This is a genomic window from Pseudomonas sp. CH61 (genome assembly GCF_059429415.1).
Window position 1 is genome coordinate 1,045,101 of the sequence record NZ_CM182098.1, and the last position, 23,765, is coordinate 1,068,865.

General features: G+C 59.3%; 24 protein-coding genes. 11 read left to right on the forward strand and 13 right to left on the reverse strand.

Annotated elements, in window-relative coordinates:
• Positions 1-68: 68 nt before the first annotated feature.
• Together AC5SEM_RS04745 and AC5SEM_RS04750 are read left to right on the forward strand one after the other, a co-directional pair.
• Entirely contained in the window at positions 69-281 is a 213-nt protein-coding gene (locus AC5SEM_RS04745; RefSeq protein ID WP_077571689.1) for a type II toxin-antitoxin system HicA family toxin, read from the forward strand.
• Entirely contained in the window at positions 281-685 is a 405-nt protein-coding gene (locus AC5SEM_RS04750) for a type II toxin-antitoxin system HicB family antitoxin (RefSeq protein WP_077571690.1), read from the forward strand. The genes AC5SEM_RS04745 and AC5SEM_RS04750 overlap by 1 nt, the downstream gene beginning before the upstream one ends.
• 69 nt (positions 686-754) lie before the next feature.
• Here AC5SEM_RS04750 and AC5SEM_RS04755 read toward each other — a convergent pair whose 3' ends face one another.
• On the reverse strand, positions 755-1,942 hold the full coding sequence (locus AC5SEM_RS04755) for an MFS transporter (protein WP_495472281.1): 1,188 nt from the start codon (positions 1,940-1,942) through the stop codon (positions 755-757).
• Positions 1,943-2,185: 243 nt separating this feature from the next.
• On the opposite strand from AC5SEM_RS04755, the gene AC5SEM_RS04760 reads away from it, so the two are divergent.
• Positions 2,186-2,797 carry a hypothetical protein gene (locus AC5SEM_RS04760; RefSeq protein ID WP_495472282.1) on the forward strand — a complete coding sequence of 204 codons (612 nt, stop codon included), beginning with the start codon at positions 2,186-2,188 and terminating at the stop codon, positions 2,795-2,797.
• 239 nt (positions 2,798-3,036) lie between these two features.
• Here the strand turns inward: AC5SEM_RS04760 and AC5SEM_RS04765 are convergent, their stop codons facing one another.
• From AC5SEM_RS04765 to gcl, 8 genes are all read right to left on the reverse strand, one after another.
• Positions 3,037-4,035, reverse strand: a complete 999-nt coding sequence (locus tag AC5SEM_RS04765; RefSeq protein ID WP_016771033.1) for a sulfate ABC transporter substrate-binding protein — start codon at positions 4,033-4,035, stop codon at positions 3,037-3,039.
• Between the two features lie 104 nt (positions 4,036-4,139).
• Positions 4,140-4,964 carry an ion transporter gene (locus tag AC5SEM_RS04770; RefSeq protein ID WP_038363916.1) on the reverse strand — a complete coding sequence of 275 codons (825 nt, stop codon included), beginning with the start codon at positions 4,962-4,964 and terminating at the stop codon, positions 4,140-4,142.
• Positions 4,965-4,985: 21 nt separating this feature from the next.
• Positions 4,986-5,900 carry an urea transporter gene (locus AC5SEM_RS04775; RefSeq protein WP_495472283.1) on the reverse strand — a complete coding sequence of 305 codons (915 nt, stop codon included), beginning with the start codon at positions 5,898-5,900 and terminating at the stop codon, positions 4,986-4,988.
• A 136-nt stretch (positions 5,901-6,036) separates the two neighbouring features.
• Positions 6,037-7,452 carry a pyruvate kinase gene (gene pyk, locus AC5SEM_RS04780; protein WP_495472284.1) on the reverse strand — a complete coding sequence of 472 codons (1,416 nt, stop codon included), beginning with the start codon at positions 7,450-7,452 and terminating at the stop codon, positions 6,037-6,039.
• Positions 7,449-8,723, reverse strand: a complete 1,275-nt coding sequence (locus tag AC5SEM_RS04785; protein ID WP_495472285.1) for a glycerate kinase type-2 family protein — start codon at positions 8,721-8,723, stop codon at positions 7,449-7,451. Before AC5SEM_RS04785 ends, pyk begins: the two co-directional genes overlap by 4 nt.
• A 154-nt stretch (positions 8,724-8,877) precedes the next feature.
• Positions 8,878-9,771: a 2-hydroxy-3-oxopropionate reductase gene (locus tag AC5SEM_RS04790; protein WP_007919937.1), complete on the reverse strand. Its 894-nt coding sequence runs from the start codon at positions 9,769-9,771 to the stop codon at positions 8,878-8,880.
• A 162-nt stretch (positions 9,772-9,933) separates the two neighbouring features.
• A complete protein-coding gene (gene hyi, locus AC5SEM_RS04795) occupies positions 9,934-10,716 on the reverse strand; it encodes a hydroxypyruvate isomerase (protein ID WP_077571696.1) in 783 nt (260 codons plus the stop codon).
• Between the two features lie 138 nt (positions 10,717-10,854).
• Positions 10,855-12,630: a glyoxylate carboligase gene (gene gcl, locus AC5SEM_RS04800; RefSeq protein ID WP_008083509.1), complete on the reverse strand. Its 1,776-nt coding sequence runs from the start codon at positions 12,628-12,630 to the stop codon at positions 10,855-10,857.
• Positions 12,631-12,898: 268 nt separating this feature from the next.
• Between gcl and AC5SEM_RS04805 the strand changes: the two genes are divergently transcribed.
• Together AC5SEM_RS04805 and AC5SEM_RS04810 are read left to right on the forward strand one after the other, a co-directional pair.
• Positions 12,899-13,339 carry a GlcG/HbpS family heme-binding protein gene (locus tag AC5SEM_RS04805; RefSeq protein ID WP_141130012.1) on the forward strand — a complete coding sequence of 147 codons (441 nt, stop codon included), beginning with the start codon at positions 12,899-12,901 and terminating at the stop codon, positions 13,337-13,339.
• A gap of 212 nt (positions 13,340-13,551) precedes the next feature.
• Complete coding sequence (locus AC5SEM_RS04810) at positions 13,552-14,010, forward strand: REP-associated tyrosine transposase (protein WP_116032405.1); 459 nt, start codon at positions 13,552-13,554, stop codon at positions 14,008-14,010.
• A gap of 102 nt (positions 14,011-14,112) precedes the next feature.
• Here AC5SEM_RS04810 and AC5SEM_RS04815 read toward each other — a convergent pair whose 3' ends face one another.
• Positions 14,113-14,718: a TetR/AcrR family transcriptional regulator gene (locus AC5SEM_RS04815; protein ID WP_077571699.1), complete on the reverse strand. Its 606-nt coding sequence runs from the start codon at positions 14,716-14,718 to the stop codon at positions 14,113-14,115.
• A 135-nt stretch (positions 14,719-14,853) separates the two neighbouring features.
• On the opposite strand from AC5SEM_RS04815, the gene AC5SEM_RS04820 reads away from it, so the two are divergent.
• Entirely contained in the window at positions 14,854-15,768 is a 915-nt protein-coding gene (locus AC5SEM_RS04820) for a DUF808 domain-containing protein (protein WP_495472286.1), read from the forward strand.
• A 182-nt stretch (positions 15,769-15,950) separates the two neighbouring features.
• Here AC5SEM_RS04820 and AC5SEM_RS04825 read toward each other — a convergent pair whose 3' ends face one another.
• Together AC5SEM_RS04825 and AC5SEM_RS04830 are read right to left on the reverse strand one after the other, a co-directional pair.
• On the reverse strand, positions 15,951-16,739 hold the full coding sequence (locus tag AC5SEM_RS04825; RefSeq protein WP_108226817.1) for an MlaA family lipoprotein: 789 nt from the start codon (positions 16,737-16,739) through the stop codon (positions 15,951-15,953).
• On the reverse strand, positions 16,732-18,030 hold the full coding sequence (locus tag AC5SEM_RS04830; RefSeq protein ID WP_064117369.1) for a hypothetical protein: 1,299 nt from the start codon (positions 18,028-18,030) through the stop codon (positions 16,732-16,734). The genes AC5SEM_RS04825 and AC5SEM_RS04830 overlap by 8 nt, the downstream gene beginning before the upstream one ends.
• A 224-nt stretch (positions 18,031-18,254) precedes the next feature.
• Between AC5SEM_RS04830 and AC5SEM_RS04835 the strand changes: the two genes are divergently transcribed.
• Positions 18,255-18,623, forward strand: coding sequence for a hypothetical protein (locus AC5SEM_RS04835; RefSeq protein ID WP_495472287.1), 369 nt, complete (start codon positions 18,255-18,257; stop codon positions 18,621-18,623).
• A gap of 107 nt (positions 18,624-18,730) precedes the next feature.
• Here the strand turns inward: AC5SEM_RS04835 and AC5SEM_RS04840 are convergent, their stop codons facing one another.
• The gene (locus AC5SEM_RS04840; protein WP_495472288.1) at positions 18,731-20,326 is read right to left on the reverse strand and encodes a glycoside hydrolase family 17 protein; all 1,596 of its coding nucleotides are present in this window, start codon (positions 20,324-20,326) and stop codon (positions 18,731-18,733) included.
• 34 nt (positions 20,327-20,360) lie between these two features.
• Here AC5SEM_RS04840 and AC5SEM_RS04845 point away from each other — a divergent pair, with 34 nt between their 5' ends.
• From AC5SEM_RS04845 to AC5SEM_RS04860, 4 genes are all read left to right on the forward strand, one after another.
• On the forward strand, positions 20,361-20,537 hold the full coding sequence (locus AC5SEM_RS04845; protein WP_230669391.1) for a hypothetical protein: 177 nt from the start codon (positions 20,361-20,363) through the stop codon (positions 20,535-20,537).
• A gap of 76 nt (positions 20,538-20,613) precedes the next feature.
• Entirely contained in the window at positions 20,614-21,465 is an 852-nt protein-coding gene (locus AC5SEM_RS04850) for a glycine betaine ABC transporter substrate-binding protein (RefSeq protein WP_016987515.1), read from the forward strand.
• Between the two features lie 241 nt (positions 21,466-21,706).
• On the forward strand, positions 21,707-22,018 hold the full coding sequence (locus AC5SEM_RS04855) for a DUF485 domain-containing protein (RefSeq protein WP_116032387.1): 312 nt from the start codon (positions 21,707-21,709) through the stop codon (positions 22,016-22,018).
• Positions 22,015-23,673, forward strand: a complete 1,659-nt coding sequence (locus AC5SEM_RS04860; protein ID WP_038363942.1) for a cation acetate symporter — start codon at positions 22,015-22,017, stop codon at positions 23,671-23,673. The genes AC5SEM_RS04855 and AC5SEM_RS04860 overlap by 4 nt, the downstream gene beginning before the upstream one ends.
• The last annotated feature ends 92 nt before the right edge of the window (positions 23,674-23,765 follow it).

The window sequence follows — 23,765 nt, forward strand, 5'->3', positions numbered from 1 at the left end:
GAATTTCTGTGCTTGAGCAAAGGTAACTCTAGAGTTATTTTTATGAGGCCCAGGCAAGGAGGCGGTTGGTGCAGAGCAGGCAATTGATCAAGGAGTTGGAGGAGGCGGGCTGGACGCTGGATCGGGTCACTGGCAGTCATCACATTTTCAGGCACCGTTACAACCCTTACACGATTCCCGTTCCTCATCCGAAAAAGGATTTGCCGTTGGGGACGGTCAAAAGCATCAGGAGGCGTGCCGGGTTGTACAACCCGCCAGCCAGTTATGAAGGAGATCCGTAATGCAATATCCAATCTGCATCGAATGGGGTGACGAAAATACCGCCATCGGTATTCAGATCCCCGATATTCCCGGCGCCGTTACTGCAGGGGATAGCTTTGAAGATGCCTACAAGGCGGCGGTCGAAGTCGCCCACATCATGCTGCAGGAGATTGCGGCGGACGGGGAGTCGATTCCTATGCCGACTTCGGCATCCGCTCATCGCAGTAATCCGGACTTTGCCGAGATGGGCTGGGGCATGCTTGAGCTGGACATTTCGCCCTATCTCGGCAAAACCGAAAAGGTCAACGTAACGCTGCCCGGTTATGTGATTCAGCGAATCGATCGTTATGTGCGCGAGCACAACGTCAAAAGCCGCTCCTCCTTTCTGGCGGATGCGGCGATGGAGAAACTGGTTCGTTATTAAGCTTCCTCGCTCCCCCAGGCTCAGTGAATAGCCTGTGGGAGCGAGCCTGCTCGCGAAGTTTTTGACGCCTTACGCCGCTGCCAATGAACCACGCTGCGAAACACTCAAAAACCGCAACAATGCCAACAGCGGAAACACACTCCCCACAATCACGATCCACAACCAGCCGCCATGCTCATACACCGCACTGGCCACCGACGAGCCGAAGGCGCCGCCGATGAAGATGCTGGTCATGTACAGCGCGTTCAGCCGGCCACGGCTTTTTGCGTCCAGCGAGTAGACCGCGCGCTGGCCGAGGACCATGTTCATCTGTACGCAGAAGTCGAGCACCACGCCGGTCACGGCCAGGCCGATGACGCTGTAAGCCGGGTGGATGAAGGCGGGCAGGAAGCTCAGGCTGGCGAACAGCATCGCCAGCAGCGAGGCGATGCGGGTGTGGCCGGCGTCAGCCAGACGTCCGCTGATCGGCGCGGCGATGGCACCGATGGCGCCGACCAGGGCGAAGATGGCGATTTCGCTTTGCGACAGACCATGGTTGCGCGCCAGTTCCAGCGGCACCGCCGTCCAGAACAGGCTGAACGTGGCGAACATGCAGCCCTGATAAAACGCGCGTTGGCGCAATACCGGTTGTTGGCGCAGCAATGTCCACAGTGAGCCGATCAATTGGCCATAAGTAGCGCTGTGATCAGGCTGCCGCTTGGGCACGGTCAGCGCCAGCACCACGCTGATCGCCGCCATCAGTGCGGCGGCAATCATGAACATCGCGCGCCAGCCGAGATGGTCAGCGACCACGCTCGACACCGGTCGGGCCAACAGAATACCCAGCAATAAACCGCCCATGATCCCGCCGACCACACGACCGCGAGACTCTTCCGGCGCCAGATGCGCGGCCAGTGGAATCAGGATCTGCACCGATACCGAACTGAAGCCCACCAGCAACGAAATCAGCAGGAACACATTGGGCTGATCGGTAAACGCCGCCGCCAACAGACTGGCAATCGCCACTACCGTGGTGATGATCATCAATCGGCGGTTCTCCAGCAGATCGCCCAACGGCACCAGGAAGAACAGGCCCAGCGCATAACCGATCTGCGTCAGCGAGACGATGAAGCTGGCCATGGTGTCGGAGAGACCGATGTCCGGCGCGATCAGACCGATGATCGGCTGTGCGTAGTAGATGTTGGCAACGATGGCGCCGCAGCAGAAGGCGAACAGCAGCACCATGCCTCGGGTCATTGCGTGAGTGGTTGTGGTCATAAGGTTTCTCGATCCAGCGAAAGGGAATGCGGTGAGGCTATGGGACAAACCCGATGGGCAGAAGGCACCTTCGGTTGATATCAGTTATTCCGTTGCGGAATGACCGGGTGCTATCGGTTTGTCATCCATCGGCAGACCTTGCGTCCGACCGTTGGGGGTCGATGATACATTCACTTACATCCTGTTCGATAGCGTGCTTATGTTTGTATTGGCTTGTTCAACATTCATGACCGGAGGATTGCAATGAAGCTTCGTCTTATCGCAACGATTGTCCTGACTAGCCTGCTCGGCGCGATGAGCGTGCAGGCCGCCGACGCACCGGGGATGCGCCTCGGCGTGCGCGGCGAGATCACCGGGGTCAGCGCCGAGACCTTGAAAGTCCACGTCAACAGCGGCGAGAACGTGGTGATCCAGTTGACCGGCGACACCAAGGTCCGCGCGGTCACCCTGGCCAATATCGAAGACATCAAACCCGGCAGCTACATCGGTTCGGCGGCGATACCGCAGGAGGATGGCACGCTCAAGGCGCTGGAAGTGCATGTGTTCCCGCCGGAACTGGCGGGCAGTGGTGACGGGCATCGACCGTTCGATCTGGCCAAGGGCAGCAGCATGACCAATGGCAGTGTCGGCGATCTGGTGGTGAGCAACGGGCGGGTGCTGACGGTGAACTACAAGGGTGGGCAGCAGAAGATACTGGTGCCGGAGGATGTGCCGATTGTGAATTTGGTGCCGGGGGATCGGAGCTTGCTGAAGGTTGGGGTGAAGATCGTTACGTTCGTCACGCAGAGTGCGGATGGCACGCTGACGGCGCAATCGATTTCTGCGGGGAAGGATGGCGTCACTCCGCCGATGTAAAAGCCCCTCACCCTAGCCCTCTCCCGGAGGGAGAGGGGACTGATTGGGGGATGCTTCAGAGGTACGCTGACTTGAACGTGCTTTAGTGAATCCATAATCGATGCAATCTTTCAGGTCGATGTTTGACCCGAGACACCTCGGTCGGCCCCCTCTCCCTCTGGGAGAGGGCTGGGGTGAGGGTAAAGCGGCCACAAAAAAAGGCGACCTTAGTAGGTCGCCCTTTCATACCTGCTTAAACCTTACTGCCCGCTATAAATCTGATCGAAAACCCCACCATCATTAAAGTGAGTCTTCTGCACCGTACGCCAGTCACCAAAGGTCTTCTCAACCGACAAGAAATCAACTTTCGGGAAGCGATCGGTGTACTTCGCCAGCACCGCCGGATCACGCGGACGCAGGTAGTTCGCCGCCGCAATCTCCTGACCTTCCGGTGACCACAGGTACTTCAGATATTCATCAGCCGCCGCACGCGAGCCTTTCTTGTCGACGACTTTATCGACCACGGACACCGGCGGCTCAGCTTCAGCAGAAACGCTCGGATAGATCACTTCAAACTGATCACGACCAAACTCGCGGGCAATCATTTCCGCTTCGTTTTCGAAGGTCACCAGCACGTCGCCGATCTGGTTGGTCATGAACGTGGTGGTCGCTGCTCGGCCACCGGTATCGAGCACCGGCGCTTGCTTGAACAGTTTGCCGACGAAGTCCTTGGCCTTGTTTTCGTCGCCACCATTCTTCAGCACATAACCCCAGGCCGAAAGGTAGGTGTAGCGGCCGTTACCCGAAGTTTTCGGGTTTGGCACGATCACTTGCACGCCGTCCTTGAGCAGGTCCGGCCAGTCTTTCAGGGCTTTCGGGTTGCCTTTGCGCACGATGAATACGGTGGCCGAGGTGAATGGCGCGCTGTTGTTCGGCAGACGCGTAACCCAGTTGTCCGGGACCAGTTTGCCGTTGTCGGCGAGGGCGTTGATGTCGGTGGCCATGTTCATGGTGATGACGTCAGCCGGCAGGCCATCGATCACCGAGCGCGCTTGCTTGCTAGAGCCACCGAAGGACATCTGCACGGTGATGTTTTCGTTGTGCTCGGCTTGCCAGTGTTTCTGGAACGCAGTGTTGTAGTCCTTGTAGAAATCGCGCATCACGTCGTAGGAAACGTTAAGCAGCGTCGGGGCTGCCTGAGCGATGTTGGCCAAGGCCAGGCCGGCGGCGAGAAGTGAGGCGCCAAAGAGTTTTTTCACTGCGCATTCCTTGTTTTATCTGTGTAGGAGCAGGGGGTGATGTTCAATTGCCACTGACTATAACGGGGCGCGCATAGTCGTTTAAAGATTAAAAAGCTCTGTGCTTATTCCAATTTCTTGAACAACGCATTGCCACATCGCGAGCAAAACGCCGCGCCGTGTTCATGGCTGTTTTTCTTGCACACCGGGCAGTCGTGTTGCAGCTGTTCGCCGCGCATGGCGTTGGCCAGCTCGGCGGTGAAAATCCCGGTCGGCACGGCGATGATCGAGTAACCGGTGATCATCACCAGCGACGAAATCACCTGGCCCAGCGGCGTCTTCGGCACGATGTCGCCGAAGCCCACGGTGGTCAACGTGACGATCGCCCAATAGATGCCTTTGGGAATGCTGGTGAAGCCGTGTTCCGGGCCTTCGATCACATACATCAAGGTGCCGAACACCGTCACCAGGGTGCAGACGCTGACCAGAAACACGACGATTTTCTGCTTGCTGCCACGCAGCGCCGACATCAAGTAATTGGCTTGTTTGAGATACGGGCTGAGCTTGAGCACGCGGAAAATCCGCAACATGCGGATGATCCGGATGATCAGCAGGTACTGCGCATCGCTGTAATACAGGGCGAGGATGCCGGGCACGATCGCCAGCAAATCCACCAGCCCGTAAAAGCTGAAGGCATAACGTAACGGCTTCGGTGAGCAATACAGACGCAGGATGTACTCGCCGAGAAAGATGATCGTGAAGCCCCACTCGATGTAGGCCAGCACGTTCGCGTAGTTCTGGTGAATGCTGTCGATGCTGTCGAGCATCACGATCACCAGACTGGCGAGGATGATCAACAGCAGGATGCCGTCGAAGCGACGCCCGGCGCGGGTGTCGCTCTGGAAAATCATCACGTAAAGCCGTTCGCGCCAACTGTTGCTGCTGTCCATGGATAACGCCTGAATCGAAGATCAGCGCAGCCTAGGTTGATTCTCCCCGTGAGCGCAAGGCGCACGCTCGACGACGGCTTTGCCGAGCATCTGAATCCCGGCGCGGATCAGCCAGCCCGCGAGGATGAACGGCGCGGTCAAAGTAGCGAGGCCGACTGCGTCAAACAGTGGCGTGACCAGCAGCGCCAGCACGATGCCGAGCAGTGGCAGCCACGGTTGTTGGCGTTGCGCGGAGAAGGCAAGGGCGGCGAGCACGGCGTTATAGCTGCCGAGACCGAGCAAAGCGGAGCCGCTTTCGTGATGCAGCAGGCTGGAGCCGAGGCCGATTGCCGAGGCGAGCATTGCCCAGCAAAACGCCCGGCGATCAGCGATCAACAGACCGATGGCGATCAACGCGCCGGCCAGTGGATGACCCAGAAACATTACCTGGCCCAGACCGCGCAGTTCAGCGGCGAGCAGGTTCAGCGTGTTCATCTCGATGTGTGCCATCGGCGCCGACGGTTCGGCGAACAACAGCAGGATCCAGCTCAGCGCCACGAACGGCGAGGTGTAGGCCGGAATCGAGCGGCTGCGGTACACATGTTTGAGCCATTGTTGCGTGGCCATCGCGCTCAGTCCGCCGGCTGCGAGAATCAGCGGCGGCAACAAGGGTGACCAGGGGAAATACAGGCTCAGCAGCAAGCCGAGCAAGATGCCGTTGTAGCTGAACAACCCAGCCTGGCGATCAGCCTTGGCGTAGTTGCGCCGTTGCGCGGTGAGCAATCCGGCGACGGCACCGAGCAGCGCACCGGCGAACAGCACCGGTGCGGTCAGCAGGATCGCCAACAGACACAGCAGGCCGCACAGCGGATGGCGCTGGAGGAATATTTGACTGAAACCGTTGAGCAAAGCCTCGGCCCAGTCGGGGCAGTGGGTGTTGAAATGATTGGCAGGCATGGCAAGTCATTCGGTACTGATCGTTCCCACGCTCTGCGTGGGAATGCCTCAAAGGACGCTCTGCGTCTGCTCTTGGGACGCAGAGCGTCCCGGGCCGCATTCCCACGCAGAGCGTGGGAACGATCATGGTAGGCGGTTAGATCAATGTTTCGATCCGCAGCGAGTTAGTCGATCCGGGCTGCCCGAACGGCACACCCGCAGTAATCAGCAGCGTGTCACCACGCTCGGCCATACCCTGCGCCTGGGCGATTTCCAGCGCGGTCGAGCAAACCTCATCAACCTGACGCAGGCGATCGTTAACCACCGAGTGGATCCCCCACGCCACGCTCAAACGCCGCGCGGTTTGCAGGTTCGGTGTCAGGTTGAGGATCGGCGCTTTCGGCCGTTCCCGCGCCGCACGCAGACTCGATGCACCGGACTCGCTGTAGTTGACCAGCACCGCCACCGGCAGCACGTTGCTGATGCGACGGATCGCGCAACTGATCGCATCGGAAACGGTCGCTTCAGCTTTCGGCCGACTGACGTCGAGCTGAGTCTGATAATCCGGGCCGTTTTCCACCTGACGAATGATTTTGCTCATCATCTGCACGGCTTCCAGCGGGTACTCACCGGAGGCAGTTTCTGCCGACAGCATCACCGCATCGGCGCCTTCGGCCACGGCGTTGGCAACGTCGGTCACCTCGGCGCGGGTCGGGGCAGGGGAGAAGCGCATCGATTCCAGCATCTGCGTCGCCACCACCACCGGTTTGCCCAGTTCGCGGCAGGTGGTGATGATGTTTTTCTGAATCTGCGGCACGCTCTCGGCTGGCACTTCGACGCCGAGGTCGCCACGCGCCACCATGATCGCGTCGCTCAGTTCAGCGATTTCACGCAGTTGTTCAACCGCCGAAGGCTTCTCGATTTTCGCCATCAAAAAGGCTTTGTCGCCGATCAGTGCGCGGGCTTCGATGATGTCTTGCGGACGCTGTACAAACGACAGCGCGACCCAGTCCACACCCAGCTCCAGACCGAAGCTCAGGTCGCGGCGATCCTTGGCGGTCAGCGGGCTGAGGTCGAGCACCGCTTGCGGCACGTTGACGCCTTTGCGGTCCGACAGTTCGCCGCCATTGAGCACGGTGGTGTCGATCGCATCGTCGTACTTGGTGACCACGCGCAGACGCAGTTTGCCGTCGTCGAGGAGCAGATCCATGCCCGCTTCCAGCGCGGCAATGATTTCCGGATGCGGCAGATTCACCCGGCGCTCATCGCCCGGTGTCGCGTCCAGATCCAGGCGGAAGGCCTGACCGCGGTGCAGTTGCACCTTGCTGTCAGCGAACTTGCCGACGCGCAGTTTCGGCCCCTGCAAGTCCATCAGAATGCCCAGCGGATAGTTGAGCTGGTGCTCGACTTCGCGGATCCACTGATAGCGCTTGGCGTGGTCGGCGTGATCGCCGTGGCTGAAGTTCAGGCGGAAGATATTCACCCCGGCCTCGACCAGTTCACGGATGTCTTCGATGCCATCGACGGCAGGCCCGAGGGTGGCGAGGATTTTGACCTTTTTATCAGGCGTCATGATTTGCAGCTCTCAAGGATCAGAATGGCGCGGAAGTCGTTGACGTTGGTGCGGGTCGGCTCGGTGACGATCAGCGCGTCGAGCACCGCGAAATAGCCGTAGCCGTTGTTGTTATCCAGCTCGTCGCTGGCGCTCAAACCGAGGGCGGCGGCGCGGGCGTAGCTGTCCGGGGTCATGATCGCGCCGGCGTTGTCTTCCGAGCCGTCGATGCCGTCGGTGTCACCCGCCAGGGCATAGACGCCGGGCTGGCCTTTGAGATTTTCGGTCAGGCTCAGAAGGAATTCGGCGTTGCGTCCGCCACGGCCATTGCCGCGCACGGTCACGGTGGTTTCGCCGCCGGACAAAATCACGCACGGCGCTGCCAGTGGCTGACCGTGGTTGATGATCTGGCGGGCGATACCGGCGTGGACTTTCGCCACTTCGCGCGATTCACCTTCGAGGTCGCCGAGGATCAGCGTGCTGAACCCGGCCTGACGGCATTTCACCGCCGCAGCGTCCAGCGATTGCTGAGGACGGGCGATCAACTGGAAGTGGCTGCGCGCCAGGGACGGATCACCGGGTTTGACGGTTTCCGACTCAGGGCTTTGCAGCCAGTTGCGCACCGACGCCGGAATGTCGATGCCGTAGCGCTTGATGATTGCCAGCGCCTCAGCGGAAGTGCTTGGGTCGGCCACGGTCGGGCCGGAAGCGATGACCGTGGCGAGGTCGCCCGGTACATCGGAAATCGCGTAGGTATAAACAGTGGCGGGCCAGCAGGCCTTGCCCAGTCGTCCGCCCTTGATCGCCGAGAGGTGCTTGCGCACGCAGTTCATCTCGCCGATGGTTGCGCCGGATTTCAGCAGGGCTTTGTTGATCGATTGTTTGTCGGCGAGGGTGATGCCTTCGGCCGGCAGGGCCAGCAGGGCAGAGCCGCCACCGGAGAGCAGGAAGATTACGCGGTCGTCTTCAGTCAGGTTGCTGACCAGTTCGAGCACGCGTTTGGCCACGGCCAGACCGGCAGCGTCCGGGACGGGATGCGCGGCTTCGACCACTTCGATTTTTTCGCACCGGGCGCCGTGACCGTAACGGGTCACCACCAGGCCAGACACTTCACCTTGCCAGCTGCGCTCGACCACTTGCGCCATCGCGGCAGCGGCTTTGCCGGCACCGATGACGATCACCCGGCCGCTGCGGTCGGCGGGCAAATGGGCTTCGAGGACTTGGTGCGGATGGGCCGCGTCGATGGCTGTGGCAAACAGCTCGCGCAGCAGTTGTTGCGGATCGACCGACATGGCGGGCTCCCGGAATTCTTGTTATTCGAAAGGGCAACTCGGAACCCTTGTGGGAGCGAGCCTGCTCGCGAAGGCGGTGTGTCAGCCAACATGGATGTTGAATGTGCAACCGCTTTCGCGAGCAGGCTCGCTCCCACAGGGTTTGGTGCAGGGCTTATTTGTTGTCGCGAATCGAGAAGTTGGCCATGTGTTCCAGACCTTTGATCAGCGCCGAGTGGTCCCAGTTGCTGCCACCGATCGCTGCGCAGGTGCTGAACACTTGTTGGGCGTTGGCGGTGTTCGGCAGGTTGATGTTCAGCTCTTTGGCGCCTTGCAGGGCCAGGTTCAGGTCCTTCTGGTGCAGGCTGATGCGGAAGCCTGGATCGAAAGTGCCTTTGATCATGCGCTCGCCGTGCACTTCAAGGATCTTCGAGGAGGCGAAACCGCCCATCAGTGCTTCACGCACCTTGGCTGGATCGGCACCGTTTTTCGAAGCGAACAGCAGGGCTTCAGCAACGGCCTGAATGTTCAGGGCGACGATGATCTGGTTGGCGACTTTGGCGGTTTGACCGTCGCCATTGCCACCGACCAGGGTGATGTTCTTGCCCATGGCCTGGAACAGCGGCAGAGCGCGTTCGAAGGCATCGGCGTCGCCACCGATCATGATGCTCAGGGTCGCGGCTTTGGCGCCGACTTCACCGCCGGAAACCGGGGCATCGAGGTATTGCGCGCCTTTCTCGTTGATCTTCGCTGCGAACGCCTTGGTCGCGGTCGGCGAGATCGAGCTCATGTCGATGACGATTTTGCCTTTGCTCAGGCCGGCGGCAACGCCGTCGGCGCGGAACAGCACGTCGTCGACCTGTGGGGTATCCGGGACCATGACGATGATGAATTCAGCTTCCTGCGCGACTTCGCGCGGGTTGGCCAGGGCGACGGCGCCAGCGGCTACCAGGTCGGCCGGGGCGGCGTCGTGGTGCGCCGACAGGAACAGGCTGTGACCGGCTTTCTGCAGGTTCGAAGCCATTGGGTGGCCCATGATGCCGGTGCCGATAAATCCGATTTTAGCCATGAGAAAATCCTCTTGTTTTTATTGCTGCTTCAAGCAAAAAGGGAGCTGCTTTTATGTGGGAGCGAGCCTGCTCGCGAATGCGATATGCCAGGCGCCACTGATGGTGAATGTGCCGGCCTCTTCGCGAGCAGGCTCGCTCCCACAGGGTTTTTGCAGTGTTCTTTAGATTGCGTTGTGGGTTTTCAGCCAGCCGAGTCCAGCCTCGGTGGTGGTCAGCGGCTTGTATTCGCAACCCACCCAACCCTGATAACCGATGCGATCGAGGTGTTCGAACAGGAAGCGGTAGTTGATTTCACCGGTGCCTGGTTCGTTACGGCCCGGGTTGTCCGCGAGCTGCACATGGTTGATCTCGCCAAGGTGCGATTGCAGGGTGCGGGCCAGATCGCCTTCCATGATTTGCATGTGATAGATGTCGTATTGCAGGAACAGGTTGGCACTGCCGACCTGCTCGCGAATCGACAGGGCTTGCGCCGTGTTGTTCAGGTAGAAACCCGGGATGTCACGGGTGTTGATCGCTTCCATCACCAGTTTGATGCCCGCTGCCTGCAGCTTGTCGGCGGCGTATTTCAGGTTGGCGACGAAGGTCTTTTCCACGGTGGCATCGTCAACGCCTTGCGGACGAATACCGGCCAGGCAGTTGATCTGGGTGTTGCCCAGCACTTGTGCGTAAGCGATGGCCAGATCGACACCGGCGCGGAACTCTTCGACCCGATCCGGCAGACACGCGATACCGCGTTCGCCCTTGGCCCAGTCACCGGCCGGCAGGTTGAACAGCACTTGGGTCAGACCGTTGGCGTCGAGCTTGGCCTTGATTTCGGCAGAGCTGAAATCGTACGGGAACAGGTACTCGACACCGCTGAAACCGGCCTTGGCGGCGGCGTCGAAACGGGCAAGGAAATCCTGTTCGGTGAACAGCATGGACAGGTTGGCTGCGAAACGCGGCATGGTGGTCTCCCGTTCTAGATTCTCGTTCCCACGCTCTGCGTGGGAATGCCTCAATGGACGCTCTGCGTCCGCTTTGGGACGCAGAGCGTCCCGGGCTGCATTCCCACGCAGAGCGTGGGAACGATCAGCAGTCAGCAATCAATCAAGCAGCGAAATCGCCGTTGGCGCATCGTTGCCGACCAGCGCCAGGTCTTCGAATTCGTTGACGGCGTTGATCTCGGTACCCATGGAGATGTTGGTCACACGCTCCAGAATGATCTCGACGATCACCGGCACTTTGAACTCTTCGATCATCTGTTCGGCCTTGCGCAGGGCAGGGGCGATTTCCGAGGGTTCGAACACACGCAGCGCTTTACAGCCGAGGCCTTCAGCCACTGCGACGTGGTCAACACCGTAACCGTTGAGTTCCGGCGCGTTGAGGTTATCGAAGGACAGCTGCACGCAGTAGTCCATTTCGAACCCGCGCTGGGCCTGACGGATCAGACCCAGGTACGAGTTGTTCACCACGACGTGGATGTACGGCAGTTTGAACTGAGCGCCGACCGCCAGTTCTTCGATCATGAACTGGAAGTCATAGTCCCCCGACAGGGCCACGACTTTGCGGTTCGGATCGGCCTTCACCACGCCCAGCGCTGCCGGAATGGTCCAGCCCAACGGGCCGGCCTGACCACAGTTGATCCAGTGACGCGGCTTGTAGACGTGCAGGAACTGCGCGCCGGCAATCTGCGACAGACCAATGGTGCTGACGTAGCAGGTGTCCTTGCCGAACACCTGGTTCATTTCTTCGTAAACGCGCTGTGGTTTTACCGGCACGTTGTCGAAGTGGGTCTTGCGGTGCAGGCTGGCTTTGCGCTGCTGGCAGTCTTGCAGCCAGGCACTACGGTTTTTCAGCTTGCCGGCGGCTTGCCATTCACGCGCCACTTCGATGAACACGGTCAGTGCTGCAGCGGCGTCGGAAACGATGCCCAGATCCGGGGTGAACACACGACCGATCTGCGTGCCTTCGATGTCGACGTGAATGAATTTGCGGCCTTCGGTGTAAACGTCAACCGAACCGGTGTGGCGGTTGGCCCAACGGTTACCGATGCCCAACACCACGTCGGATTTCAGCATCGTCGCGTTGCCGTAACGGTGCGAAGTCTGCAGGCCAACCATGCCGACCATCAGCGGGTGATCGTCCGGGATAGTGCCCCAGCCCATCAGGGTCGGGATCACCGGAATGCCGGTCAGCTCAGCGAATTCAACCAGCAGATCGCTGGCGTCGGCGTTGATGATGCCGCCGCCGGCCACCAGCAGTGGACGCTCGGCCTGATCGAGCAGCGCCAGAGCCTTCTCGACCTGCACGCGGGTCGCGGTCGGCTTGGCCAATGGCAGCGGCTGGTAGGCGTCGATGTCGAATTCGATCTCGGCCATCTGCACGTCGAACGGCAGGTCGATCAGCACCGGGCCTGGACGGCCGGAGCGCATTTCAAAGAACGCTTTCTGGAACGCGTAAGGCACTTGGCCCGGCTCCAGAACAGTGGTCGCCCACTTGGTCACTGGCTTGACGATGCTGGTGATGTCGACCGCCTGGAAGTCTTCCTTGTGCATACGGGCGCGGGGTGCCTGGCCGGTGATGCAGAGGATTGGAATCGAGTCGGCCGAGGCGCTGTAGAGCCCGGTGACCATGTCGGTACCGGCAGGGCCGGAAGTGCCGATGCACACGCCGATGTTGCCGGCCTTGGTGCGGGTGTAGCCCTCGGCCATGTGCGAGGCGCCTTCAACGTGGCGAGCAAGGACGTGATCGATGCCACCGACCTTCTGCAAGGCGGAGTACAGCGGGTTGATGGCAGCGCCCGGGATGCCAAAAGCGGTATCAACCCCTTCACGGCGCATCACCAGAACGGCGGCTTCGATTGCTCTCATTTTGCTCATGGTTTTGTGCCTCTTTACGTTTTGTAATTGTATACAAGTGGCTTTGCGCAGAGTGTATTCACGGCGGACGGCGCAGGTCAATCCATTTTCTCAAGCGCCTGTTTCATTCGTCGGAAGCCTGTCTGACTGTGGCTTTTCGTCGCATGTGGCGCTTTTCGATAATTATTGTATACAAAAAAATAACTCATTGTGTTCTATTTGTTGCATCGGCCTGCGGCAGAAAAGCGCAGTCCCACGACTTTCCCTATAACAAAATGAGGACGGCACCATGAGCGCTTTAACCTTGAAAGTCGCAGTCAACCTGGTCAACGAAGCCATCAACGCAGGGCGCGGCATCAACGCCGCGCCGCTGACCATCGCGGTACTCGATACCGGCGGCCACCTGATCACCCTGCAACGTGAAGATGGCGCCAGCCTGCTGCGCCCGAACATCGCCATCGGCAAAGCCTGGGGCGCGATCGCCCTAGGCAAGGGCTCACGCCTGCTGGCACTCGACGCGCAACAACGCCCGGCGTTTATTGCCGCACTCAACAGCATGGGCCAGGGCAGCGTCGTGCCGGCACCGGGTGGTGTGTTGATTCGGGATCAGGCGGGGAACGTGCTGGGCGCGATCGGCATCAGCGGCGATCTGTCGGATATTGATGAGCAGGTGGCGATCAGGGCGGTGGAGGCGTTGGAGTTGAAGGCGGATGCGGGGGTGGCTGCTTGAATCTGCGTTGATTGAATAACCGCTATCGCGAGCAGGCTCACTCCTACAGGGATTTGTGTTCAGACACAAAATGTTTGAACACCCCAGATCCCCTGTAGGAGTGAGCCTGCTCGCGATAGCTATCTACCAGACACATCCTGCCAACAGTTGACCGCTCCATTTGTCTTTCCCGGTACTAGCCTTGTCATGACCTGATCACAGAGGGCAAAGGAATGCCGGATCTACCTGCTGCACATAAATTGAGAGTCGGGCGCTATACCGAAGTCAGTCGAATCTATCTGTTAACCAGCACCACTTATCAACGAAAGCCGATTTTCACGAATTTTGCCTTGGGAAAACTGGTCGCTGATCAATTTCGACACGCGCAAGATTCGGGGCTGGTGAGCTCATTAGCCTGGGTAGTGATGCCAGATCATTTCCATTGGCTGATTGAATTGCGACGAGGTTCATTGAGTGAGGTGATGCAAAAAACCAAATCGCTGAGCACCAAGGCTGTCAGGCAAGCTTCCAGTGGAAACAGCGTTCTCTGGCAGAGAGGGTTTCATGACCGCGCGCTGAGGCGGGAAGACGATTTGGTGAAAATGGCGCGATATGTCGTGGCCAACCCGTTGCGGGCCGGGCTGGTGGAGAAGCTTGGCGACTATCCGCTGTGGGATGCTATTTGGGTTTGAGCTGAAACCGAGTTGCCTCGATCGCGAGCAGGCTCACTCCTACAGGGGAACGCATTCCAAATGTAGGAGTGAGCCTGCTCGCGATGGCGTCTCTACGGTGTTTCAGTCCGGCTCACACCCCTTCAACACCAACCGGATAATCGTCTGCGCCGCCGCTTCATAATCCGCTTCGTCCAGCTTGTCCTTCCCCGTGATCGCAGAAATCTGCCAGTCGAAGTCGGCGTAGGTCTGGGTCGCGGCCCAGATGCTGAACATCAGGTGATTAGGGTCGATCGGGGCGATCTGGCCGCGGTCGATCCAGCTCTGGATGCAGTCGATGTTGTGCTTGGCCTGGCCGTTGAGCTGCTCGACCAGGTCGGCGCTCAGGTGCGGGGCGCCGTGCATGATTTCGCTGGCGAATACTTTCGAGGCGAAGGGCAGGTCGCGGGAGATGCGGATCTTCGAGCGGATGTAACCGCTCAGCACTTCGCTCGGTACGCCGTCCGGATTGAACGGGGTCGAGGCCTGCAAAATCGGCACGATGATGCTTTCCAATACCTCGCGGTAGAGGTTTTCCTTGGACTTGAAGTAGTAGTAGACGTTGGGCTTGGGCAATCCCGCCTTGGCGGCGATGTCGCTGGTTTTGGTCGCAGCGAAGCCCTTGTCGGCAAACTCCTCACTGGCGGCACGCAGGATCAGTTCTTTGTTGCGCTCGCGGATTGTGCTCATAAACCCGGTGGTTCCTTGCCTGTTCTGGCGGTTGCGCATGGTAGCACCGGCCTCGCGCGGCGCTCAAGAATGCCCCGCGTGGTCTAAGGTCGCGTTATGCTTCGCAACATTCATACATAAAAGGAAACAGGATTCATGGCAGGAAGCAGTTTGCTGGTGCTGGTCGACGATATTGCCACCGTGCTGGACGACGTGGCGTTGATGAGCAAAATGGCCGCCAAGAAGACCGCCGGCGTACTCGGCGATGATCTGGCGCTCAACGCCCAGCAGGTCTCCGGCGTGCGTGCCGAACGGGAAATCCCCGTAGTCTGGGCCGTGGCCAAGGGCTCGTTCGTCAACAAGCTGATTCTGGTGCCATCGGCGCTGGCGATCAGTGCATTCGTGCCGTGGCTGGTGACGCCGTTGTTGATGGTCGGTGGTGCGTACTTGTGTTTCGAGGGCTTCGAGAAGCTCGCGCACAAGTTTCTGCACAGTGCGGCTGAAGATGAAGCCGAGCATGCGCAGCTGACTGAGGCGGTAGCTGATCCGGCGACCGATCTGGTGGCGTACGAGAAGGACAAGATCAAAGGCGCGATTCGCACCGACTTCATCCTCTCGGCAGAGATTATCGCGATCACTCTGGGCACCGTGGCAACTGCCTCGCTGACTCAGCAAGTGATTGTCATGTCCGGCATTGCGATTGTGATGACGGTGGGCGTTTATGGCCTGGTGGCGGGTATCGTCAAACTCGACGATCTCGGTTTGTGGCTGACCCAGAAGCCTGGGCAGTTCGCCAAGAAAGTCGGCAGCGCCATTCTCAGCGCCGCGCCATACATGATGAAAACCTTGTCGGTGGTTGGTACGGCGGCGATGTTCCTGGTCGGCGGCGGCATCCTCACTCACGGCGTGCCGGTGGTGCATCACTGGATCGAAGGCGTTGGTGCCGCGGCCGGCAGCGTCGGGTTTGCGGTGCCGATGTTGCTCAATGGTGTGGCGGGGATTATTGCCGGGGCAGTGGTGTTGGCGGTTGTTTCCGTTGTCGGCAAGATCTGGAAAGCCGTGAAAAACTGACATTCAACACAAAACCCTTGTAGGAGTGAGCCTGCTCGCGATAGCGGTGTGTCAGCCCCACAAGCGTCGCCTGACACACCGCTATCGCGAGCAGGCTCACTCCTACAGTTTGATCTTTGTTGTGCCGTGAAAAAGGGCCATTCGACTCGCATCGAATGGCCCTTTTTTGTACCTGCCGAAAACTACTCGGCGATCTGCAACTTACGCGCTTCGGTATACACGTAGCGCACCTTCTCGTACTCGAACGGCGAGTTCATCTGACCGTAGCGGAAGCTGGTCTGATAACGCTTGTCGACTGCACGCAACGCCCAGATTTCCGGGTGGTTGGAGCTGACTTCCGAGACGTTGAGGAAGTTGATCGCCGATTCGGCCGTGTAATCGACGGCCAGGCCTGCAGTGTCGCGGATGTTCGACGGGCCGAAGATCGGCAGTACGAAGTAGGCGCCGCCCGGTACACCGTAGAAGCCCAGAGTCTGGCCGAAGTCTTCGCTCTGACGCGGCAGGCCCATGGCGGTGGCCGGGTCCCACAGGCCGGCGATGCCGATGGTGGTGTTGAGCAGCAGGCGCGCGGTGGTTTCCATCGAGCGCTGGCCTTTGAACTGCAACAGGCTGTTGACCAGGTTCGGCACGTCACCGAGGTTGTTGAAGAAGTTGCTCACCCCGGTACGCACGAAGCTTGGCGTGATGTAACGGTAGCCATCGACCACCGGCAGGAACACCCATTGGTCGAAGCGATAGTTGAAGTGGTAAACCCGGCGGTTCCACGATTCCAGCGGGTCGTAGACGTTCAGCGCGTTGAGCGTTGAGCGCTCGAATTCGCGCTGATCCAGCCCCGGGTTGAATTTGAGTTTGGACAGCGGCTCTTTGAAGCCGTCGCTGTCGACGACCACCGGCGCGTTGGCTTTACTGTTGTCGGCCTGGGCCACGCCTGCGCAGAGGAGCGCTGCCATCAGCAGGAGATATTTAGCCACGGAAGAACTCCAGCATGGCGTCGCTGTTGACGCGGTAGTTAAGGTTGCCGCAATGGCCGCCCAGTGGATAAACGGTCAGGCGATCACCGAAGGTCTTGCGCAGGAAACCGAGGTCGCCCGGGCCGAGGATCACGTCGTCGGCGTTGTGCATCACGGCGATTTTCGGGCTGTCATGCAGGTAATCCTTGAGTGCATACAGGCTGACCTGGTCGATCAGTTGCAGCAGGCTGCCGCCATCGGTGCGCGCACGCCACATCGGAATCACCTGATCGGTCAGGTAGCAGTCGAAGTCGCACTGCAGCGCACGCTTGAGGAACGGCGTAAGGCTGGTGCCTTCGGTGATCGGGAATTTCGGTGGGGTGATCAGGCCGCGACGGTTGATCAGGTCCGAGGTGAACGCAATGTCGGCGGCCGAGAAGCGGAACGAGGTGCCGATCAGCATCGCCATCTGTTCGTTGGTCAGGTGCTGCTTGGACTGTTGGAAGTCGTAGAGCAGCGCATCGTTGAGGTCGATGTAGCCTTTCTGCTGGAAGTAGCGGGTCAGCTTGGACAACACCAGCTCATAGAACGTGGTGCTGTTGTTGATGCCTTTAACTTCGGTTTGCACCAGTTTGTCGAGGTTGGTCACCGAGGTGTAAAGGTTGACCGGCGGATTGAGCAGCAGCACTTTCTTGAAGTTGAAGCTGCGGCGCGTCTCGTCCAGATGCGCAACGAACGCGGCATCCAGAGCACCGAGGCTGTAACCGGTCAGGTAATACTCGGTGACTGGCAGCTTGGGATTCTGCGCGCGCACGGCCTGCATCACCCGGTACATGTCTTCGGCGTCTTCCTTGGTTACGCCCGGGGTGGCGAAACGCGAGGCGGCGCTGATGAAGTCGAAACTGGTTGGCGACGACAATTGCACGACGTGGTAGCCGGCCTTGTAGTAGAGCTTTTTCAGGTATTCGTTGAGCGTGCTGTCATAGCGCGCGCCGGTGCCGGCGATCAGGAAGATCAGCGGTGCTGGTTTGTCCTGGGTGGCGATGCGGTAGGTGAGCTTTTTCACCGCCCAGAAGTTGTCCGGCAGGATGAACTCTCGCTCCGGGCGCAACGTCAGGCTGCGGTCCGACTGATTGATGTCATCGTCCAGCGGCAATTCCGGGCGCAAGTCCGGTGGCGTCGTGGCGATGGTCGCCTCGAACGGGTTGGTCAGGGGGTAGCCATAACTGGCGGCGTCGATATCCACCGCCAGTGCGGACGCACTCAGAATAAGGCCGCTGAACAGCGCGGCGAAGCGCAAGGAACGGAGCATGACTAGATCCCTTAGAGGAAGGTGCCGAATGAAGTTCGCAGGCTATGACCACCGGGTTTGCGCCAAAGTGCCATGCTGCGGCACCAAACAGGCAGAATTCGGAGTAATAGTAGCTGGACGATACACTTTGCACTGCCTGAATGAACAGTTAACAGTTGTTAGTTCTTGCACACGGCTGGCGGCAGATTAAGCTGGCCGCCGATTTCCGAAGATTGGAGTGTTTCATGTCCCGCCGCTTGCCCGTGATTGTGCTGCTCGTTCTGTTGCCGTTATGGCTGGCCGCCAGCTATGGCGCGCGCTATGGCTTTATGGAGGACGGAAAATGGGTGGGCATCTGTGTTGATGAGGCCAGTCGCTGGGAATGCCAGGTGCGTTCCAACCTTGGATTGATGATTCATTTCAAGGTGTTGGGCTGGACGGCGCTGGGCGCGGCGCTGATCGGTTTTGTCGTGCCCGGGCGGGCCGGGTGGTGGCTGGCGGTACTGGCGCTGGTGTTCGGCGTGCCGGCACTGGCGTTATACAACACCACGTTGGCGGTGTTTGCGCTGGTGATTGCCGGGTTGCGTCTGGTCCGCGAGTCCCGCAGCGCCTGACAGGCAGTCTTCGCGAGCAGGCTCGCTCCCACAGGGGATTTGTGAACGCCACAGATCCAATGTGGGAGCGAGCCTGCTCGCGAAGAGGCCTGATGCCACTCTGAAGATCAGAGGCTGCGAACCCGCAGGCAGCGCCAAAGGGCAGCCACCATCAAACCACTCACCAACGCCCAACCCCACGCCTGCTGATTCTGCAGACCTTCCTGATACAACTGTGGCGCAATCCCCGCGCCGACAATAAACGTCAGCAACGCAATCTCGCGGCGCGGCACACTGACCGGACGGCACAGATAAACCAGCGCCGGCAGCACGAACGCCATGCTCGTAAAACTGCGATAACGCGGATCGAAGACCATCTCCAGCATCATCACTGCCGCGGCAAAGCCTGCTGCCGCGACCAGCCAGCCGGCGCGGCGCTCAAGCAGATTGAATGCCCGCTCACGCCAGCCAGCACAGGCGCTCAACGTCAACGCAGCGTGTGCCAACACCAACAGATTCAACGTCGTCAGCAAACCGACCCACAGCCACTCACTGGCAAACCGCGTAGTCACCCGCGCCAGATCACCCCAGGCGCCGATGGAGCAGGCGGCGAGGGCGCCCAGCAGCGGCAGCAGCAGCGCCGAACGCGTGGTGCGAACCCGCCCGCCAAGGATCAGCGTGCCGAGGAAGATCAGTCCACCGACCGCCAGCCATTCCTTCCAATACGGCACGTTGGTCACCGGCCCGGCCAGCACACCCTTGTCCTGACGATCGGCGTCAAACAAGCCCCAATAGCCACCGACTGCGCCTTCACTGCCGCGCTTCCACGGCTGGTCGAAGGCTTCGATCAGGTTGTAATGCCAGCCTTCCTTCTCGGCCATCGCGACAAAACCACGAATGAATTTGGCTTCATTGACCCGACTCGGCAGGGCGGTCTCGCGCTGACGGCCTTCGCTCGGCCAGCCGGTTTCGCCGATCATTACGTCTTTCGGCGCGAACTTATTGCCGAACACTTGGCGCACATCCGCGACATGCTGCAGGGCGACGTCGATGTTCGACGGATCATCTTCCCAGTACGGCAGCAGGTGAATGGTCAGGAAGTCCACCGCCGGCGCGATTTCCGGATGCTTGAGCCAGAACTCCCAGACATCGGCATAGGTGACCGGTTGCTTGACCTGGCTCTTGACCTTATTGATTAGCTTCGCCAGTTGCGCGCCGGTGACTTCTTTGCGCAGCAGCGCTTCGTTGCCGACGATTACCGCGCTGACCACGTCCGGGTTGGCGTTGGCCGATTTGATCAGCAGATCGACTTCTTTCTCGGTGTCCACCGGATTGCTGTTGACCCACGCGCCGATCATCAATTTCAAGCCGTGTTTGCGCGCCAGATCCGGCAGCGCTTCCAGGCCCGTCATCGAATAAGTGCGAATGCACTCAAAGCGTGTCGCCAGCAATGCGAGATCGGCGTCCATGCGTTCGGGGCGCAGTTTGAACGGCACGTCGAACGGCGACTGATCTTTATCGAACGGGGTGTAGGAGGCGCACTGCAATTTATGCGTTGGGGTCGCTGCGTCCGGCAGGATCACCGGTTGGCCGAGGCCGTACCAGAAGCCACTCAGTGCAAACAGCCCCAGCAGGCAGGCGAAGAGATAAGGCAGAAAGGGAAAACGGGAAGTCGCGGACATGGTCAGGCCGAGTGGCTGCAAAGCGACGCATGTTACCTGCATTTATAGAGGGGTTGGTGGCCCGCATGATTTTGACATGCAAAGTTCGGGCGGATTATTTGGCGTCATTTATATAGTCGCGATTAATGGCCTTCTGATGTCGTTTCTCGTTGCCTTGAGGTCGCTGACAGAGCAGGTCGCTGCGGGCGTCAGGTTGATGATCGAAACCATCAGTGCTCCGCTGATGTTCGAGCGAGTTTGCGGTCAGGCGTGATGGGGGCGCCGTGCACCATAACAATACGTTGACGCCGCCCGTCATCCGTCGGGCGCAGCATTTCGGGGAAGTAACGATGAAGATGCGACGACTTTTAGGCGCAAGTGCTGCTCTGGTGCTTGCGATGAGTTCCACGTTCGCCAGTGCAGAAAAACAGACCCTGAACATCGGTTACGTTGACGGCTGGTCCGACAGCGTCGCGACCACCCACGTGGCGGCCGAAGTGATCAAACAGAAACTCGGCTACGACGTGAAGCTGCAAGCCGTCGCCACCGGGATCATGTGGCAGGGCGTGGCCACCGGCAAACTCGACGCCATGCTCTCGGCCTGGCTGCCAGTGACCCACGGCGAATACTGGACGAAGAACAAGGATCTGGTCGTCGATTACGGCCCGAACTTCAAGGATGCGAAAATCGGCCTGATCGTGCCGGAGTATGTGAAAGCCAAGTCGATCGAAGACCTGAAAACCGATGACACCTTCAAGAATCGCATCGTCGGTATCGACGCCGGTTCGGGCGTCATGCTCAAGACCGATCAGGCGATCAAGGATTACGGTCTCGACAAATACAGCCTCAAAGCCAGTTCCGGCGCCGGCATGATCGCCGAGCTGACCCGTGCCGAGAAGAAAAACGAATCCATCGCCGTGACCGGTTGGGTGCCGCACTGGATGTTCGCCAAGTGGAAACTGCGCTTCCTCGACGACCCGAAAGGCGTGTACGGCGCAGCTGAAACCGTGAACAGCATCGGCAGCAAAGAACTGGCAACCAAAGCGCCGGAAGTGGCCAAGTTCCTGAAGAACTTCCAGTGGGCGTCGAAAGACGAAATCGGCGAAGTCATGCTGGCGATTCAGGACGGTGCCAAGCCTGACGCAGCGGCCAAGGATTGGGTCGCCAAACACCCGGATCGCGTGGCTGACTGGACTAAATAACCGCCACACCGCCGTACCCCTGTAGGAGTGAGCCTGCTCGCGATAGCGTCCTGTCAGTTGATGAAAATGTCGACTGATACGACGCCATCGCGAGCAGGCTCACTCCTACAGTTGTTTTGTGTGTACCGGAAATTGGCAAAAGTGTCATGGCGTTCTACTACTAAGGTCGTCTGTTACCGCTCCCGCAGCCGCATACATTAGCTATGTTCCAACAATAATCTGTGCTGCGAGGATAAAAACAATGAACGACAGCATTTACCTCTCGATTCAAAACAGTCCCCGATTCAAGGAGCTGGTTCAGAAAAGGGAAAAGTTCGCCTGGATACTCTCGGCGATCATGCTCGGGCTTTACTCTGGCTTCATCCTTTTGATCGCTTACGGGCCGCATATTCTGGGCGCGAAACTCAGTCCTGAGTCCTCGATTACCTGGGGTATTCCAATCGGTGTCGGACTGATTCTTTCGGCATTCATCCTCACCGCTATCTACGTGCGCCGCGCCAATGGCGAGTTTGACGACCTGAACAATGCGATTCTCAAGGAGGCTCAGCAATGATCCGGCGTCTACTGGCTTTATTGAGTGTTGCGGCTTTCGCGCCGGGTGTCTGGGCGGCTGACGCACTGACGGGGGAGGTGGCCAAACAGCCGCTGAACATTCCGGCGATCCTGATGTTCGTGGCGTTCGTCGGTGCGACGCTGTACATCACCTACTGGGCCTCGAAGAAAAACAACTCGGCGGCCGACTACTATGCGGCGGGCGGCAAGATCACCGGTTTCCAGAACGGTCTGGCGATTGCCGGTGACTACATGTCGGCGGCGTCCTTCCTGGGGATTTCCGCGCTGGTGTTTACCTCCGGCTACGATGGCCTGATCTACTCGATCGGCTTCCTGGTGGGCTGGCCGATCATCCTGTTCCTGATCGCCGAGCGTCTGCGTAACCTGGGTAAATACACTTTTGCCGACGTGGCGTCCTACCGCCTCGGGCAAACCCAGATCCGCACCCTGTCTGCCTGTGGTTCGCTGGTGGTGGTGGCGTTCTACCTGATTGCGCAAATGGTCGGTGCCGGCAAGCTGATCCAGCTGTTGTTCGGTCTGGACTATCACGTCGCGGTGATTCTGGTCGGTGTGCTGATGTGCATGTACGTGCTGTTCGGCGGCATGCTGGCGACCACTTGGGTGCAGATCATCAAGGCTGTGCTGTTGCTGTCCGGTGCCTCGTTCATGGCGCTGATGGTCATGAAGCACGTAGGCTTTGACTTCAACACGCTGTTCTCCGAGGCGATCAAGGTTCACGCCAAAGGCGAAGCGATCATGAGCCCGGGCGGTCTGGTCAAGGATCCGATTTCGGCATTCTCGCTGGGTCTGGCGCTGATGTTCGGTACGGCTGGCCTGCCACACATTCTGATGCGCTTCTTCACCGTGAGTGACGCAAAAGAAGCTCGCAAAAGCGTGCTCTACGCAACTGGCTTCATCGGTTACTTCTACATTCTGACCTTCATCATCGGCTTCGGCGCGATCCTGCTGGTCAGCACTAACCCGGCCTTCAAAGATGCTGCTGGCGCGCTGTTGGGCGGCAACAACATGGCGGCGGTGCACCTGGCCAACGCAGTAGGAGGCAGTATCTTCCTCGGCTTTATCTCGGCGGTGGCGTTCGCGACCATTCTGGCGGTTGTTGCCGGTCTGACGCTGGCGGGTGCTTCGGCGGTTTCTCACGACCTGTATGCCAGTGTGATCAAAAAGGGCAAGGCGAACGAGAAGGACGAGATTCGTGTCTCGAAGATCACCACCATTGCCTTGGCGGTGCTGGCGATTGGCCTGGGCATCCTGTTCGAAAGCCAGAACATTGCGTTCATGGTTGGTCTGGCGTTCTCGATCGCGGCGAGCTGTAACTTCCCGGTGCTGTTGCTTTCGATGTACTGGAAGAAGTTGACCACTCGTGGTGCGATGATTGGCGGCTGGTTGGGGCTGGTCAGTGCCGTTGGTTTGATGATCCTTGGGCCGACCATCTGGGTGCAGATTCTGCATCATGAGAAGGCGATCTTCCCTTACGAGTATCCGGCGTTGTTCTCGATGATCATTGCCTTTGTCGGGATCTGGTTCTTCTCGATTACCGACAAGTCGGCGGCTGCGGACAAGGAGCGGGCGTTGTTCTTCCCGCAATTTGTGCGTTCGCAGACGGGGTTGGGGGCGAGTGGGGCGGTTTCGCATTGATCGCTTGATGCTTGTTTAAATGTTTGCTGAATGCCCCGGTTGAGAGATCGGGGCATTTTTTGTGGGCGGTTATCGGGCGGGGGCTTCGTGTT

What these genes read in the sequence shown, in the direction of transcription:
- AC5SEM_RS04750 (WP_077571690.1), top strand. Translation starts at nt 281, where the DNA reads ATGCAATATCCAATCTGCATCGAATGGGGTGACGAAAATACCGCCATC.
- AC5SEM_RS04755 (WP_495472281.1), bottom strand. Translation starts at nt 1,942, where the DNA reads ATGACCACAACCACTCACGCAATGACCCGAGGCATGGTGCTGCTGTTC.
- AC5SEM_RS04760 (WP_495472282.1), top strand. Translation starts at nt 2,186, where the DNA reads ATGAAGCTTCGTCTTATCGCAACGATTGTCCTGACTAGCCTGCTCGGC.
- AC5SEM_RS04770 (WP_038363916.1), bottom strand. Translation starts at nt 4,964, where the DNA reads ATGGACAGCAGCAACAGTTGGCGCGAACGGCTTTACGTGATGATTTTC.
- AC5SEM_RS04775 (WP_495472283.1), bottom strand. Translation starts at nt 5,900, where the DNA reads ATGCCTGCCAATCATTTCAACACCCACTGCCCCGACTGGGCCGAGGCT.
- pyk (WP_495472284.1), bottom strand. Translation starts at nt 7,452, where the DNA reads ATGACGCCTGATAAAAAGGTCAAAATCCTCGCCACCCTCGGGCCTGCC.
- AC5SEM_RS04785 (WP_495472285.1), bottom strand. Translation starts at nt 8,723, where the DNA reads ATGTCGGTCGATCCGCAACAACTGCTGCGCGAGCTGTTTGCCACAGCC.
- AC5SEM_RS04790 (WP_007919937.1), bottom strand. Translation starts at nt 9,771, where the DNA reads ATGGCTAAAATCGGATTTATCGGCACCGGCATCATGGGCCACCCAATG.
- hyi (WP_077571696.1), bottom strand. Translation starts at nt 10,716, where the DNA reads ATGCCGCGTTTCGCAGCCAACCTGTCCATGCTGTTCACCGAACAGGAT.
- gcl (WP_008083509.1), bottom strand. Translation starts at nt 12,630, where the DNA reads ATGAGCAAAATGAGAGCAATCGAAGCCGCCGTTCTGGTGATGCGCCGT.
- AC5SEM_RS04805 (WP_141130012.1), top strand. Translation starts at nt 12,899, where the DNA reads ATGAGCGCTTTAACCTTGAAAGTCGCAGTCAACCTGGTCAACGAAGCC.
- AC5SEM_RS04810 (WP_116032405.1), top strand. Translation starts at nt 13,552, where the DNA reads ATGCCGGATCTACCTGCTGCACATAAATTGAGAGTCGGGCGCTATACC.
- AC5SEM_RS04815 (WP_077571699.1), bottom strand. Translation starts at nt 14,718, where the DNA reads ATGAGCACAATCCGCGAGCGCAACAAAGAACTGATCCTGCGTGCCGCC.
- AC5SEM_RS04820 (WP_495472286.1), top strand. Translation starts at nt 14,854, where the DNA reads ATGGCAGGAAGCAGTTTGCTGGTGCTGGTCGACGATATTGCCACCGTG.
- AC5SEM_RS04830 (WP_064117369.1), bottom strand. Translation starts at nt 18,030, where the DNA reads ATGCTCCGTTCCTTGCGCTTCGCCGCGCTGTTCAGCGGCCTTATTCTG.
- AC5SEM_RS04835 (WP_495472287.1), top strand. Translation starts at nt 18,255, where the DNA reads ATGTCCCGCCGCTTGCCCGTGATTGTGCTGCTCGTTCTGTTGCCGTTA.
- AC5SEM_RS04840 (WP_495472288.1), bottom strand. Translation starts at nt 20,326, where the DNA reads ATGCAGGTAACATGCGTCGCTTTGCAGCCACTCGGCCTGACCATGTCC.
- AC5SEM_RS04845 (WP_230669391.1), top strand. Translation starts at nt 20,361, where the DNA reads ATGCAAAGTTCGGGCGGATTATTTGGCGTCATTTATATAGTCGCGATT.
- AC5SEM_RS04850 (WP_016987515.1), top strand. Translation starts at nt 20,614, where the DNA reads ATGAAGATGCGACGACTTTTAGGCGCAAGTGCTGCTCTGGTGCTTGCG.
- AC5SEM_RS04855 (WP_116032387.1), top strand. Translation starts at nt 21,707, where the DNA reads ATGAACGACAGCATTTACCTCTCGATTCAAAACAGTCCCCGATTCAAG.
- AC5SEM_RS04860 (WP_038363942.1), top strand. Translation starts at nt 22,015, where the DNA reads ATGATCCGGCGTCTACTGGCTTTATTGAGTGTTGCGGCTTTCGCGCCG.